At 64.8% G+C, this 13,270-nt stretch carries 13 protein-coding genes; 7 read left to right on the forward strand and 6 right to left on the reverse strand.

The annotated features are described in order from the left end of the window. Positions 1-49: 49 nt before the first annotated feature. Entirely contained in the window at positions 50-751 is a 702-nt protein-coding gene (locus AC24R4_RS07685; protein WP_400392225.1) for a DUF899 family protein, read from the reverse strand. 208 nt (positions 752-959) lie between these two features. On the opposite strand from AC24R4_RS07685, the gene AC24R4_RS07690 reads away from it, so the two are divergent. The 3 genes from AC24R4_RS07690 (at position 960) to AC24R4_RS07700 (ending at position 4,458) form a co-directional block, all read left to right on the forward strand. After that, positions 960-1,193 carry a CDP-diacylglycerol pyrophosphatase gene (locus tag AC24R4_RS07690; protein WP_082926616.1) on the forward strand — a complete coding sequence of 78 codons (234 nt, stop codon included), beginning with the start codon at positions 960-962 and terminating at the stop codon, positions 1,191-1,193. A 243-nt stretch (positions 1,194-1,436) separates the two neighbouring features. Continuing rightward, the gene (locus tag AC24R4_RS07695) at positions 1,437-2,708 is read left to right on the forward strand and encodes an MFS transporter (protein WP_400392222.1); all 1,272 of its coding nucleotides are present in this window, start codon (positions 1,437-1,439) and stop codon (positions 2,706-2,708) included. A 208-nt stretch (positions 2,709-2,916) separates the two neighbouring features. Then, positions 2,917-4,458 carry a methyl-accepting chemotaxis protein gene (locus AC24R4_RS07700; RefSeq protein ID WP_400392219.1) on the forward strand — a complete coding sequence of 514 codons (1,542 nt, stop codon included), beginning with the start codon at positions 2,917-2,919 and terminating at the stop codon, positions 4,456-4,458. 51 nt (positions 4,459-4,509) lie between these two features. Here the strand turns inward: AC24R4_RS07700 and cyoD are convergent, their stop codons facing one another. From cyoD to cyoA, 4 genes are all read right to left on the reverse strand, one after another. Further along, positions 4,510-4,941, reverse strand: coding sequence for a cytochrome o ubiquinol oxidase subunit IV (gene cyoD, locus AC24R4_RS07705; RefSeq protein WP_153946957.1), 432 nt, complete (start codon positions 4,939-4,941; stop codon positions 4,510-4,512). Further along, on the reverse strand, positions 4,938-5,594 hold the full coding sequence (cyoC, locus tag AC24R4_RS07710) for a cytochrome o ubiquinol oxidase subunit III (RefSeq protein WP_153946958.1): 657 nt from the start codon (positions 5,592-5,594) through the stop codon (positions 4,938-4,940). Before cyoC ends, cyoD begins: the two co-directional genes overlap by 4 nt. Further along, positions 5,587-7,590 carry a cytochrome o ubiquinol oxidase subunit I gene (cyoB, locus tag AC24R4_RS07715; RefSeq protein ID WP_400392216.1) on the reverse strand — a complete coding sequence of 668 codons (2,004 nt, stop codon included), beginning with the start codon at positions 7,588-7,590 and terminating at the stop codon, positions 5,587-5,589. Before cyoB ends, cyoC begins: the two co-directional genes overlap by 8 nt. 87 nt (positions 7,591-7,677) lie before the next feature. Continuing rightward, on the reverse strand, positions 7,678-8,736 hold the full coding sequence (gene cyoA / locus AC24R4_RS07720; protein ID WP_400392213.1) for a ubiquinol oxidase subunit II: 1,059 nt from the start codon (positions 8,734-8,736) through the stop codon (positions 7,678-7,680). A gap of 147 nt (positions 8,737-8,883) precedes the next feature. Between cyoA and AC24R4_RS07725 the strand changes: the two genes are divergently transcribed. Next, complete coding sequence (locus AC24R4_RS07725; protein ID WP_400392210.1) at positions 8,884-10,206, forward strand: MFS transporter; 1,323 nt, start codon at positions 8,884-8,886, stop codon at positions 10,204-10,206. On the opposite strand, the gene cynR is transcribed toward AC24R4_RS07725, so the two are convergent. Further along, a complete protein-coding gene (gene cynR / locus AC24R4_RS07730; RefSeq protein WP_153946962.1) occupies positions 10,172-11,077 on the reverse strand; it encodes a transcriptional regulator CynR in 906 nt (301 codons plus the stop codon). The two genes, AC24R4_RS07725 and cynR, sit on opposite strands and share 35 nt — an antisense overlap. Before the next feature lie 104 nt (positions 11,078-11,181). Between cynR and AC24R4_RS07735 the strand changes: the two genes are divergently transcribed. The 3 genes from AC24R4_RS07735 to AC24R4_RS07745 all read left to right on the forward strand — a co-directional run bounded on the left by AC24R4_RS07735 (position 11,182) and on the right by AC24R4_RS07745 (position 13,257). Next, positions 11,182-11,829, forward strand: coding sequence for a carbonic anhydrase (locus tag AC24R4_RS07735; RefSeq protein WP_400392207.1), 648 nt, complete (start codon positions 11,182-11,184; stop codon positions 11,827-11,829). Next, complete coding sequence (locus AC24R4_RS07740) at positions 11,826-12,176, forward strand: VOC family protein (RefSeq protein ID WP_400392204.1); 351 nt, start codon at positions 11,826-11,828, stop codon at positions 12,174-12,176. Before AC24R4_RS07735 ends, AC24R4_RS07740 begins: the two co-directional genes overlap by 4 nt. 109 nt (positions 12,177-12,285) lie before the next feature. Continuing rightward, a complete protein-coding gene (locus AC24R4_RS07745; protein ID WP_487522655.1) occupies positions 12,286-13,257 on the forward strand; it encodes a GGDEF domain-containing protein in 972 nt (323 codons plus the stop codon). Positions 13,258-13,270 lie beyond the last annotated feature (13 nt).

The following is a 13,270-nucleotide window of genomic DNA, read 5'->3' on the forward strand; positions in this document are numbered from 1 at the left end:
CATTGCGCCTGCCAACGCCTGCGCCAATGCTCCCGCGAAGGGCCTGCCGTCAGTCGTACCGAAGCTTCGGATACCAGCTTGCGCCGCGCCCTTCGGGCGTGGTGTCCAGCAGCGTCCAGAGCGGATCGAGGTCGGGTGCGCCGCGCGGGTCCTGGCCCGGGTCGGCCATCGCGCCGCTCATCTCGCCGCTGTAGAAATGGCGAATCTTGCCGTCGCGTCGCGTAAAGACGGTGTAGCCCGGCATGTCGGCGTCGTCCGCGCTCACATAGTCACGCGTGAAAGCGCCATCGGTGTCGGCGTACACCTTCAACTGCGTCCAGCCGCGCGCGGCCTTGGCTGCCTTGAGCCGCTTGATCGGCGAGCGCGCCACCATGGCCAGCGCCACGCGCTGTTCGATGTCGGGCACCTTGCCTTCCCACGACGCCATCAGCGACGTACACATCGGGCAGGGCCTCTCGCGCTGCGGCCCGTACATGTAGCTGTAGACCACCAGCGTGTCCTTGTCGCCGAACAGGTCGGCGAGCGTGACCGGGCCGTTTTCGCCCGTGAATTGATAGGTTTGCTTCACTTCGCCGCCCGGGGGCAGCTGGCGGCGCATTTCCGCCACGCGTTCGATATGCCGACGCAGCTCGATTTCCTCGGCCAGCAGCGCATTGCGGGCCTGGCGGTATGCGGCGTCTTCGTTCGGGAAATGCGCGCGATTGCGTTCGGCCAGTGCCTTGGCCGGGGTCAATGTGGACGATTGCATCATCGTCTAGCCTCCTGAAATTCGAATCCGTGGCGTGCGCGCCACGCTGGGGAAGACCCGCGCCTGCCCGGAAAGCCCCGGGTGGCGCGGCCATTCGACCAGCATAGGCAAAGAACTGTCTACATACGCACCCCCACCCCTGCGCGGTCATTCCCATGTCATGCCGGGTTATGCATAATCTGTAGCATCTGGGGCTTCAAGATTTGATCTGATGCGCGTGACGATTCGAACCACGACGATTCCTGGATCCCACAGCCAGGGCCCACTGCATCGGGCGGCGGTCTACCTCAATACCGAGGAAGATGCTTCGCCGCTGATGGTCAGTGCATGGAGTCAGCGTGAACCCGATGCTTTTCTTGCCGCCCAACGCTGGGCGCGCAATCATCACTACATGGTTTCGAATCCCCGCAACGGCACGTATTACGGTGGTCGCACCGCGCGCTGAAGTGCAGCGTCGGCGCACCGCCTGAAGCATTGGCCGTTGCGTGGTCTGGCACTGGTTGTGGCGGGGCCGCCTGTGCCGACGTGGGCCTGCCCGAAGGTTTCACCAGGCGGAACCTTGCCGTGCGGCTGCGCGGTGATCGACCGCTTTTATGCGTTTTCCGTGCCGGCGGGCGGGTGACGCGGTTCCGGCCGCGTAGAATGGTCGCGAAAAACAGGCCGCGAGCCCCATCCACGACGCGCATCAATGAATCCCCCGGCAACAGAACCGGCAGCAGACCGGCGTCCCCAGACTTCCTCCGATATTGACAACAGCACCGCCGCGCGCGGCATTGCGTTGCTCACGTTCGCGTTCATCCTGAGCCAGTTCTATCGCAGTTGCCTGGCGGTCATCGCGCCGGAGCTGCAGCATGATTTCGGGCTGTCGCCGGCGGGCTTCGGCGCGCTGTCGTCGTGCTTCTTCCTGTCGTTCGCGGTGGCGCAGATTCCGGTTGGGATCGCCTTCGACCGCTATGGCGTGGGGCGTCCCACCGCGTGGCTGCTTGGCGTTGGCGCGGCATCCGCCGTGGGTTTCGTGCTGGCGCCCAGCGGTGCGCTGGCCATGCTGGCCCAGGCAGGCCTGGGCCTGGCCTGCGCGCCAGTCTTCATGGGGCTGCTGCACTATGCGTCGGAGCAGCTTTCCGAACGGGAATACATGCGCGTGGTCAGTCGCTCGAATGCCATGGGCATGATCGGCGCGCTGTGCGCCACGGCACCGCTGGGCTGGTTCTCGCAGCATTTCGGCTGGCGCCCCGCGCTGGCCATTTCGGCGCTGTGCATGGTGGGGGCCTGCTATGGCGTAGGGCGCTACGTGCGTGACAGCGGCCATGCGCAGGCGCGCCAGGCACCGATGGGCGCGATGCTGGCCGAAAGCGTGAAGCTGCTCGGCAATTGGCCGCTGTGGACGCTGATCCCGGTTTGCGTGGCCATGGCGGCCGGCACGGGTTTCCGCAACGCCTGGAGCGGGCCGTACCTGGCCGATGTGTTTGGCCTGCAGCCCGGCACGCGCGGCGTGGCGCTGACACTGCTGAGCCTGGCGGGTTTTGCCACGGCGTTCCTGCTGCCGGTGCTGGTGCGGCGTAGCACGCTCAAGCGCACCATCGGCGGCTGGGCGTGCCTGTCGATGGTGGGTGGCCTCGTGCTGACGATCTGGCCCGATACGGGCGTGGCGTCTGGCGTTGGGCTGATGGCGCTGCTGTCGACCATCGGCATGCTGCATCCGCTGGTGATGGCGCAGGGCCGCGCCCTGATTGCGCCGGCCAAGCGCGGGCGCGGGCTGGGCCTGCTCAACACGTTCGTGTTTCTGGGCTCGGCGCTGACATCGTGGGGCTTTGGGCTGATCGCCAATGTGGGCCATCTGCGCGACTGGCCCGTGGCCAATACGTACTCGGCCATCTTCTTCTCGGCCGTGGCCGTCGTGGCGCTGTCGCTGGTGCCATACTGGTTCAGCCCGACGTCGCCCATTTCGCACCAGAAATAGGCGCCAACATTACAGTTGGCTTTCAACGCGAATTTGCGGCCGCAATTCGCGTTTTCCCTGATTTTTCGCTCAAGTTTGACTACGCCAGACCGTTAGGACTTCCAATGTCTGTCCGTGCGTACATTCACGTGTACGGCTGACGCAGGAGGAGCGGCCGGGGGCAACACGCGACCCGGCCTGCCACTAACCAATGGATCAGGTACAAGCAATGAAAAATCTTGGTATTGGTGTACGCCTAGGCATCGGCTTTGGCGTGGTGTTGGTGTTGTCTACGCTCATGACCGTGCTCGGCGTCGTGCGCCTGCAGGAGGTTGCGGGCCGTACGCACGCGATGATGCAGGAGCCCTTGGCCAAGGAGCGTCTGGTCAGCGACTGGTATCGACTGATGTATGCAAGCGTGCGCCGTACCACGGCCGTGGCGCGCAGTAGCGATCCGTCGCTGGGTGCGTTCTTCGCGGCCGAGACCGCCTATTCGGTCAAGGCGATTGCCGAACTGCGCGACAAGATCGAGCCGCGCCTGTCCACGGAAGAGGAAAAGGCATCGTTCAAGAAGATCCAGGTGGTGCGCAACCCGTACAACGATTCGCGCGACAAGATCACCAAGCTCAAGGCCGAAGGCCTGACCGATGACGCGAACAAGGTGCTGGAGTCGGAGTTCGTGCCGGCCGGCGATGCCTATCTGGCCGAGATTCAGAAGCTGCTCGATATCCAGCGCGCGTCGATCGATGCCACGGCAGTGCAGATCAACAACATCTACGAGAGCGCCCGCAACGGCCTGATCACGCTGGGCGTGATCTCGCTGGCCATTGGCGTGGCGTTTGCCTGGTGGCTGACTATCGGCATCACGCGTCCGCTGCATCGCGCCGTGGGCTTCGCGCGCACCGTGGCATCGGGCGACCTGACCAGCCGCATCGAGGTGGACAGCACGGACGAGACCGGCCAGTTGCTGGACGCGCTGCGCGAGATGAACGACAACATCCTGGGCATCGTCAAGGAAGTGCGCGTCGGCACCGATGCCATCGCCACGGGCACCAGCCAGATTGCCGCGGGCAACACCGATCTGTCCCAGCGTACCGAGGAACAGGCGTCGTCGCTGCAGGAAACGGCGTCGAGCATGGAAGAGCTGACCAGCATCGTGCGTCAGAACGCCGACAGCGCCAAGCAGGCCAGCGCGCTGGCCGTGAATGCGTCCGAGGTGGCCACGCAGGGCGGCGATGTGGTGGGCCAGGTCGTGCACACGATGGACGAGATCAACGCGTCGTCGCGCAAGGTCGTGGACATCATTTCCGTGATCGAAGGCATCGCGTTCCAGACCAACATCCTGGCGCTGAATGCGGCCGTGGAAGCCGCCCGCGCCGGTGAGCAGGGTCGCGGCTTTGCCGTGGTGGCCGGCGAGGTGCGCAGCCTGGCGCAGCGCAGCGCCACGGCCGCCAAGGAAATCAAGTCGCTGATCGGGGATTCGGCCGATCGCGTCGAGCGCGGATCGGAGCTGGTTGCCCAGGCTGGTCAGACCATGGAGGAGATTGTCAGCGCCGTGAAGCGCGTGACCGACATCATGGGCGAAATCAGCGCGGCGTCGGCCGAGCAGAGCGCAGGCATCGAGCAGGTGAACCAGGCCGTCACGCAGATGGACACCGTGACGCAGCAGAACGCCGCGCTGGTGGAACAGGCCGCGGCGGCCGCCGGCTCGCTCGAAGAGCAGGCCCAGCGGCTCAAGGAAGCCGTGGCGACCTTCCGCCTGGCCGCCTGAAGCCGAAGGCCCGAAGCGTGGCTTCGCACCGCGCTTCAGGCCTGGCAACCGTTACTTCGTCCTGGGCGGCACGATCGTGCCGCCCGACTGCGCGGCCTCGCGGGCGTGCTCCATCTGCGGCATCATGTTGCTGTTCAGGTGGAACATGACCCACAGCGAGCCTGACAGCGTGATCACCACCAGCGTCAGCGTGAACATCAGCGACAGCATGTTCCAGCCGCCCTCCGACTTCGCGTTCATGTGCAGGAAGTAGATCATGTGGACGACGATCTGCACCGCGCCGATCAGCAGGATCACCACGGCCGTGGTGGACGACTTGTCGAACACCTTGCCCATCACGAGCCAGAACGGCACCGCCGTCAGGAACACCGACAGCACGAAACCCGTCAGGTAGCCGCCCAGCGTGGCGTGAGGCCCGATGTCTTCTTCGTGATGGCCGTGGCCGTGGTCGTGGCCGTTCATCGCGTGGTCTTGCGCGCTCATGGCAGCGTTCCCATCAGGTAGACAAAGGTAAAGACGCCGATCCAGACGACGTCCAGAAAGTGCCAGAACATCGACAGGCACATCAGCCGCCGCTTGTTGGCCGTGATCAGGCCATGGCGGCCCACCTGCAGCATCAGCACGATCAGCCACACCATGCCGAACGTCACGTGCAGCCCGTGCGTGCCGACCAGCGAGAAGAACGACGTCAGGAACGCGCTGCGCGTGGGGCCGGCGCCCTCGTGGATCAGGTGCGCGAACTCGTACAGTTCGACGAACAGGAACGCCGCGCCGAACACGCCCGTGATGGCCAGCCAGATCTGCGTCCCCGCCACACGGTTCTGCTGCATCTGCAGCATGGCAAAGCCATATGTGATCGACGACAGCAGCAGGAACGACGTGTTCAGCGCCACCAGCGGCAGCTCGAACAGCTCGGCGCCGGTGGGCCCGCCCGCGTACTCGCGGCCCAGCACGCCATAGGCGGCGAACAGGCAGGCGAAAATCAGGCAGTCGCTCATCAGATAGAGCCAGAACCCCAGCAGCGTGCCGTTTTGCGGGTGGTGCTCCTCGGTCAGATAGAACTGGTAGCCGCCCGGCGGTGCGTCATCCGCCGCCGAGGTGCTGTGCGCGTGCAGGGGAAGGGTCGTATCAGCCATGGCCAGTCATCAGTTGGGTGCGTGCCGCTTCGGTCCGGACCACGTCTTCGGTCGGGATGTAGTAGTCGCGCTTGTAGTTGAAGGTATGGATGATTGCCGCGATGATCGTGGCCGCGAACGACACGGCCGCCAGCCACCAGATGTGCCAGATCAGCGCAAAGCCCATCAGCGTGCACAGGGCGGCCAGCACGATCCCCGCCGCGGTGTTCTTGGGCATGTGGATCGGGATGAAGCCCTCCATCGGCCGCTTGTAGCCGTACTGCTTCATCTGCCACCAGGCATCGGTGTCATGCACCACCGGCGTGAACGCGAAGTTGTACTGCGGCGGCGGCGACGAGGTGGACCATTCCAGCGTGCGGCCGTCCCAGGGGTCGCCGGTGGTGTCGCGCAGTTCCTCGCGGCGCATGAAGCTGACCACCAGCTGAATGATGAAGCAGGCAATGCCGCAGGCGATCAGGAACGCGCCGAACGCGGCAATCAGGAACCAGATCTGCAGCGACGGATCCTCGAAATGGTTCACCCGGCGCGTCACACCGAGCAGGCCCAGCCAGTACAGCGGCATGAACGCGAAGTAGAAGCCGGTGAGCCAGAACCAGAACGATGCCTTGCCCCACGACGCCACCAGCCGGTAGCCGAACGCCTTCGGGAACCAGTAGTAGATGCCGGCCATCAGCCCGAACAGCACGCCGCCGATGATCACGTTGTGGAAGTGGGCGATCAGGAACAGGCTGTTGTGCAGCACGAAGTCGGCCGGCGGCACCGCCAGCAGCACGCCTGTCATGCCGCCGATCACGAACGTGACCATGAAGCCCACCGTCCACAGCATCGGCGCCTCGAACTTGATCTTGCCGTGGTACATCGTGAACAGCCAGTTGAAGATCTTCGCCCCGGTGGGAATCGAAATGATCATCGTCGTGATCCCGAAGAACGAGTTCACGCTGGCGCCCGACCCCATGGTGAAGAAGTGGTGCAGCCACACCAGGTACGACAGCACGGTAATCACCACGGTGGCGTACACCATCGACGCGTAGCCGAACAGGCGCTTGCGGCAGAACGTGGCCGTGACCTCCGAGTAGATGCCGAACACCGGCAGCACCAGGATGTAGACCTCGGGGTGGCCCCAGATCCAGATCAGGTTCACGTACAGCATGGCGCTGCCGCCCTGGTCCGCGGTGAAGAAGTTGGTGCCGACGTAGCGGTCCATCGACAGCAGCGCCAGGGCGGCGGTCAGCACCGGGAACGCGGCGATGATCAGCACGTTGGTGCACAGCGACGTCCAGGTGAAGATCGGCATGCGCATCAGCGTCATGCCCGGCGCGCGCATCTTGACGATGGTGACGAGCAGGTTGATCCCGGATAACAACGTCCCGACCCCCGCCACCTGCAACGCCCATATGTAGTAGTCGACGCCCACGTCCGGACTGTGCAGAATGCCGGACAGCGGCGGATACGCGAGCCAGCCCGTGCGCGCGAACTCGCCGACGAACAGCGACATCATCACCAGGATGGCGCCGCCGGTGGTCATCCAGAAGCTGAAGTTGTTCAGGAACGGAAAGGCCACGTCGCGCGCGCCGATCTGCAGCGGCACCACGAAGTTCATCAGCCCCGTGACCAGCGGCATGGCCACGAAGAAGATCATGATCACGCCGTGTGCCGTGAAGATCTGGTCATAGTGGTGCGGCGGCAGGTAGCCGAGGTTGTCGCCAAACGCCACGGCCTGCTGCAACCGCATCATCACCGCATCGGCAAAGCCGCGCAGCAGCATCACGATGCCCAGCACGATGTACATGATGCCGATTTTCTTGTGGTCGATGCTGGTGAACCATTCGTGCCAGAGGTAGCCCCACACGCGGTAGTAGGTCAGCAGTGCCACCAGGGCGATGCCGCCCAGGACGACGACGGCAAAGGTGCCGATGAGGATGGGCTCGTGCAGCGGGATGGATTCCCACGACAGGCGGCCAAAGATCATGTTGGCGAGTTCTGAACGCTCGGGCATGGTTGTCACCTGGGCCTGTATTGACCAATGCTGGCCAATGATGATTGGCGAAATCTGATGCGTGAAGGGGTGGAACCGGGTTGCGCCTCAGCGCAACACCTGCCTGCCGTCATTGAGCGCGGCATCTGGCGCGAACACCGGCGCCACGGCCGGTGTGTTGCTCGCGGTGCAGATTTCCGCGGTCGGATCGAACCTGGCACGGTTGCGGTTCTGGTTCTGTGCCATGGTGTCCGCCATGCATGTCCCGCCCTCCACGCAGCGGTTCAGGATCAGCTTGTAGAGGTTGGGGTCGACACTGGCATAGCGTTGCACCGGGTCGCTCTCGCTGGGCTTGGCCAGCTTCAGGTAGGTGTCCTTCGACAGCGGTGTGCCCGACGATTTGGCCTGCTGCACCCAGCGGTCGAAATCCTCGTTGGACATGCCGTGGAACTTGAAGCGCATGTGCGAGAAGCCCGCGCCGCTGTAGTTGGCCGACATGCCTTCGTAGACGCCGGCCTTGTTGATCACCGCGTGCAGCTGGGTCTGCATGCCCGGCATCGCGTAGACCATGCCGGCCAGCGATGGCACGAAGAACGTGTTCATGACCGACGTGGCGGTGATCCGGAACGCAATGGGCCGGTCAACCGGCGCGGCCAGTTCGTTGACCGTGGCAATGCCTTGCTCGGGATACAGGAACAGCCATTTCCAGTCCATCGCCACCACTTCCACGGTGAGCGGCTTGACGTCGGCGGCCACCGGGCGGCGATCGTCGATGCGGGTCAGGGGGCGGTAGGGATCGAGCTGGTGGGTGCTGACCCACGTGACCGCGCCCAGCGCGATGATGATCAGCAGCGGCGCGGCCCAGATGGCCAGTTCCAGCACGGTGGAATGATCCCACTCGGGGTTGTAGGGCGCATCCCTGGCGCTTTCGCGATAGCGCCACGCAAACAGCAAGGTCAGGCATATCACCGGCACGATGATCAGCAGCATCAGGCAGGTGGCGATGATGATCAGGTCACGCTGCCGCACCGCCATGTCGCCGGAGGGCGACAACAGCACGGCGTTGCTACATCCCGCAAGGCCCAGCAGCATGGCGATTGCGGCACTTCGCAAAAGCATCTTTCCCGTCACACGAAACGTCGGCACTGCAGCTTCGAAGCGTGGCATGGTGTTGGAAGTGGCGTTTGATTAACGTCGACGGCTGACAGACGCCGCAATCTTTCGATTTCCAATGGCAGTTTAGGCGCTATTCTTGTTACTGCGGGACTTTAAGTGCAGTACGACATTCCTTCCGCACTCGATGGAGACTCCACGATGGCCAGTCTGTCCCACCAGCACCGCGCGTCGCCGACTGCACCTCCGGCGCCCGGCCACCATGACGTGGCACCTGCCGAAATCGCCACAGGCGTGGTGATTGGCCGGGCTTCCGAGTACTTCGATTTCTTCACCTACGGCATCGCCTCGGTCCTGGTTTTTCCCACGGTCTACTTTCCGTTTGCCAGCGAACTGGCCGGGCTGCTCTACAGCTTTGCCATCTTCTCGTTCGCATTTGTCGGACGCCCGTTTGGAACGGCGCTGTTCATGCGCGTGCAGCGGCGCTGGGGGCGCGGCGTCAAGCTGACGGCGTCGCTGTTCCTGCTGGGCACGGCCACGGTGGGCATCGCCTTCCTGCCGGCGTACGCGTCGATTGGCAGTACGGCCATCTATCTGCTGGCGCTGTTCCGCTTCCTGCAGGGCATTGCATTCGGTGGTTCGTGGGACGGGCTGCCCTCGCTGCTGGCGCTCAACGCGCCCGAAAACAAGCGGGGCTGGTATGCGATGGTGGGGCAACTCGGCGCGCCGACCGGATTCCTGGTGGCGGGCGGGCTGTTCCTGTTCCTCTATGTCAGCCTGACCCCGCCCGAATTCATCGACTGGGGCTGGCGCTATCCGTTCTACGTGGCATTCGCCATCAACGTGGTGGCGCTGTTCGCGCGGCTGCGCCTGGTGGTCACGCACGAGTACACGCGGCTGCTGGAGGAAGACGAACTGGAGCCCATCAGCACGCTGCAGATGGTGAACGCGCAGGGCTTCAACATCTTTCTCGGTGCGTTTGCGTCGCTGGCCAGCTATGCACTGTTCCACCTGGTCACGGTGTTTCCGCTGTCCTGGGTCAGCCTGCACAAGACGCAGGCGATCAGCGACGTGCTGGCGATCCAGATCGTCGGCGCGGCCATTGCGTTCATTGGCACGCTGATTTCGGGCTGGCTGGCCGACCGCATCGGCCGGCGCACCACGCTGGCGACGATGGCGGTGCTGATCGGCATTTTCAGCCTGGCGGCGCCATGGCTGCTGGATGGCGGCGCATCGGGCCAGGACACCTTCATTCTGGTCGGATTCGGTCTGCTCGGGCTGTCGTATGGGCAGGCGGCCGGCGTGGTCACGTCCAACTTCGACACCAAGTTCCGCTATACCGGGGCCGCGCTGACCACGGACTTCGGCTGGCTGTTCGGGGCCGCGTTTGCACCACTGGTGGCACTGGGGCTGTCCTCGCTGTTCGGCCTGGTGGCCGTGACGCTCTATCTGCTGTCAGGGGTGGTGGCTACGCTGATCGCGCTGCGCATCAATCGCGCGCTGGGGACGCCCGACGACGCTTGAATTCGCTCAACGCAAAATCGACGAAGGCGCGTGCCGCGGCTGTGCGGTACGCGCCTTTTCTTTGCAGCAGCGCCGCGTGCCGTGGCGGCAGCGGGCGTTCCAGCTTCAGGATGCGCAGGTCCGCATGGCCGGCGGCGATGGCGGCCGGCAGCACCGTGGCGTGGCGGCCGCTGCGTACCGCATCCAGCACGGCGCTCACCGAGTTGGCTTCGAACGTGATGCGCGGCTCGATACCCAGGCCGCCAAAGTAGCGCGCGATATAGCCGCGCGTGGCAAATTCCCGCGTCAGCATGGCCATCGATTCGCCGGCCAGCGCCTCTGCATCCAGCGCGGCGCGGCGCCGTGCCAGCGGGTGCGACGCGCCCACCATGTAGGCGAGCGGTTCCTCGATCAGCGGCGTGGCTTCCAGATCCGGCAGGTGGATGTCGTCGAAGGCGATGCCGATGTCGATATCGTCATCGGCCAGCAGCGGTTCCACGCGTTCCTGCGGCATTTCGCGCAGGCTGAGCGTGATGTTTGGATACTTCCCATTGAACGCCACGATCAGCGGCACCACGAGGTAGGGCGTGAACGTCGGCGTCATGGCCAGGCGCAGGTTGCCCCGCGTGAGTTCGCCCACGTCGTGGATGGCGCGCTGCCCGGCTTCCAGGTCCTGCAGCGCCCGCCGCGCGTGCACGTAGTAGGCCTGCCCCGCGTCGGTCAGCCGTACGGCCCGGCCGCTGCGGTCGAACAGCGGCGCGCCCAGGGTGTCTTCGAGCTGGCGGATCTGTTGCGAGAGCGTGGGCTGCGAGACGTGCAGCGTCTCGGCGGCGCGCGTGAAGTTGCCGGCGTCGGCAACAGCCAGGAAGTAGCGAACGTGGCGCAGCAGCATGGAGAGGGTCAGCTATTGGTAATGCCAATGGTAGGCATAATAATCCCGTCTTTGACCAATGGCACGAGATTCGACATGCTAGCGGCTCAAATGGGGGGATTATCGTGAAAGACCTGATTCAAGGCATTCTCAAATTCCAGCGCGAAGAGTTTCCGAAGCGCTCCGCGCTGTTCCAGGAGCTGGCTACGCAGCAGAGTCCCAGTACGCTGTTCATCGCCTGTTCGGACAGCCGCGTGGAGCCGGCGCTGCTGACGCAGAGCGAGCCCGGCAAGCTGTTCGTGATCCGCAACGCGGGCAATATCGTGCCCGCCTATGCGGTGCAGCCCGGTGGCGTATCGGCCAGCGTGGAATACGCGGTGGCGGGTCTCAAGGTGCGCGATATCGTGATCTGCGGCCATTCGAACTGCGGCGCGATGACGGCGGTGGCCATGTGCCAATGCCTGGACCATATGCCGTCCGTGGCCGAATGGCTCGAACATGCCGCAGGGGCCAGAAAGATCAGCCTGGCACGGCCACATGCGTCGGACGCCGAGCGTGTGGCGGACATGGTGCGCCAGAACGTGATCGAGCAGCTGGCCCACCTGCGCACCCACCCGTGCGTGGCCCAGGCGCTGGCCGAGCGGCGCATTGCGCTGCACGGCTGGTACTACGACATTGGCACCGGCGCGATCGATGCGCTGGACGGCAAGTCCGGCCGGTTCCTACCGCTGGCCGAGCATCCGGACGTCAACGCGACGGAGATGGCCGCATGAAGGTGAAGCGCATCGTCGCCAATGTCGCGGCCGCCGACCCGGCCGCCGCGCGCCGCTTCTACCACGACATCTTCGGGCTGGACCTGCTGATGGACCATGGCTGGATCGCCACCTACGGGTCTGTCGCCACGCAGACCGTGCAGGTCAGCTTTCTGGCCGAGGGCGGCTCCGGTACGCCGGTGCCGGACCTGTCGATCGAAGTGGACGACCTCGACGCCGCGCTGGCCCGCGTACAGGCTGCCGGCCTGCCGATTGCCTACGGCCCGGCCGACGAACCCTGGGGCGTGCGGCGCTTCTTTGTGCGAGACCCGTTCGGCAGGCTGGTCAACGTGCTGGTGCATGCTTGACGCACACGGCGGCGCCTTGGAAAGTGAAACAATCCGTACACGGTATACCAATGCGAAGATTTGCCGTTAATGTTGTCATCCACGACGACAAGAAACGGCCGACAAGCTTATGCAGTTGCCCCCGATTCCCGCCAACGAAGCCGTCCGCCTGGCCACGCTGCGGTCGCTCAACGTTCTCGACACGCCGCCGGAGGAACGCTTCGACCGCCTGACGCGGCTGGCCAAACGCCTGTTTGGCGTGCCCATCGCCGTGGTCAGCCTGGTCGATGCCAATCGCCAGTGGTTCAAGGCCTGCGAGGGGCTCGACGATTCGGAGGCGTCGCGCGACACATCGTTCTGTGGCCACGCCATCTGTGGCGACGACATCCTGCTGATTCCCGATGCCACGCAGGACCTGCGCTTCCACGACAACCCGCTGGTCACTGGCGCGCCCCATATCCGCTTCTATGCCGGCCGCCCGCTGTCCGCGCCCAACGGCGCCAAGATCGGCACGCTCTGCCTGATCGACCGCAAGCCGCGCGCTTTCGACGCCGAAGACCGCGCGTTGCTGCACGATCTGGCGCAGATGGCCGAGCAGGAGCTGGCGGCCGTGCACATGGCCACCATGGACGAACTGACGCTGCTGTCGAACCGGCGCGGCTTCAGCGTGCTGGGTCAGCATGCGGTCGAACTGTGCCGGCGGCTGGACCGGCCCGCCACGCTGGTGTTCTTCGACATGGATGGCTTCAAGCCGATCAACGACCGCTTTGGCCATGCCGAGGGCGACCGCGCGCTGACCGCGTTTGGCGCGGAGCTGCGGGCCGCGTTTCGTGAATCGGATGTGGTGGGGCGGATTGGCGGCGACGAGTTCGCCGTGCTGCTGGCCAATACCGATGCCGCCGGCTGCCATGACGCCCTGGCGCGGCTTCAGGTGCAGCTCGATGCCTGGAATGCGCGCAACCCGCTGGGGTACGCGTTGCAGTTCAGCGCGGGGGCCATCGCCTTCGACCCGCTGCGCCACGGCAATGTCCACGACCTGCTGGCCGAAGCGGATGCGGCGATGTACGCCAACAAGGCCGCACGCAAGGCACAGCGCCACTGAAGGGGCGCCGCGC

It is taken from the genome of Cupriavidus sp. CER-90, assembly GCF_057652055.1.

Excerpts from the sequence above, each read along its gene's own strand:
- AC24R4_RS07685 (WP_400392225.1), bottom strand. The coding sequence starts at position 751 with ATGATGCAATCGTCCACATTGACCCCGGCCAAGGCACTGGCCGAACGC.
- AC24R4_RS07690 (WP_082926616.1), top strand. The coding sequence starts at position 960 with ATGCGCGTGACGATTCGAACCACGACGATTCCTGGATCCCACAGCCAG.
- AC24R4_RS07695 (WP_400392222.1), top strand. The coding sequence starts at position 1,437 with ATGAATCCCCCGGCAACAGAACCGGCAGCAGACCGGCGTCCCCAGACT.
- AC24R4_RS07700 (WP_400392219.1), top strand. The coding sequence starts at position 2,917 with ATGAAAAATCTTGGTATTGGTGTACGCCTAGGCATCGGCTTTGGCGTG.
- cyoD (WP_153946957.1), bottom strand. The coding sequence starts at position 4,941 with ATGAGCGCGCAAGACCACGCGATGAACGGCCACGACCACGGCCACGGC.
- cyoC (WP_153946958.1), bottom strand. The coding sequence starts at position 5,594 with ATGGCTGATACGACCCTTCCCCTGCACGCGCACAGCACCTCGGCGGCG.
- cyoB (WP_400392216.1), bottom strand. The coding sequence starts at position 7,590 with ATGCCCGAGCGTTCAGAACTCGCCAACATGATCTTTGGCCGCCTGTCG.
- cyoA (WP_400392213.1), bottom strand. The coding sequence starts at position 8,736 with ATGCCACGCTTCGAAGCTGCAGTGCCGACGTTTCGTGTGACGGGAAAG.
- AC24R4_RS07725 (WP_400392210.1), top strand. The coding sequence starts at position 8,884 with ATGGCCAGTCTGTCCCACCAGCACCGCGCGTCGCCGACTGCACCTCCG.
- cynR (WP_153946962.1), bottom strand. The coding sequence starts at position 11,077 with ATGCTGCTGCGCCACGTTCGCTACTTCCTGGCTGTTGCCGACGCCGGC.
- AC24R4_RS07740 (WP_400392204.1), top strand. The coding sequence starts at position 11,826 with ATGAAGGTGAAGCGCATCGTCGCCAATGTCGCGGCCGCCGACCCGGCC.
- AC24R4_RS07745 (WP_487522655.1), top strand. The coding sequence starts at position 12,286 with ATGCAGTTGCCCCCGATTCCCGCCAACGAAGCCGTCCGCCTGGCCACG.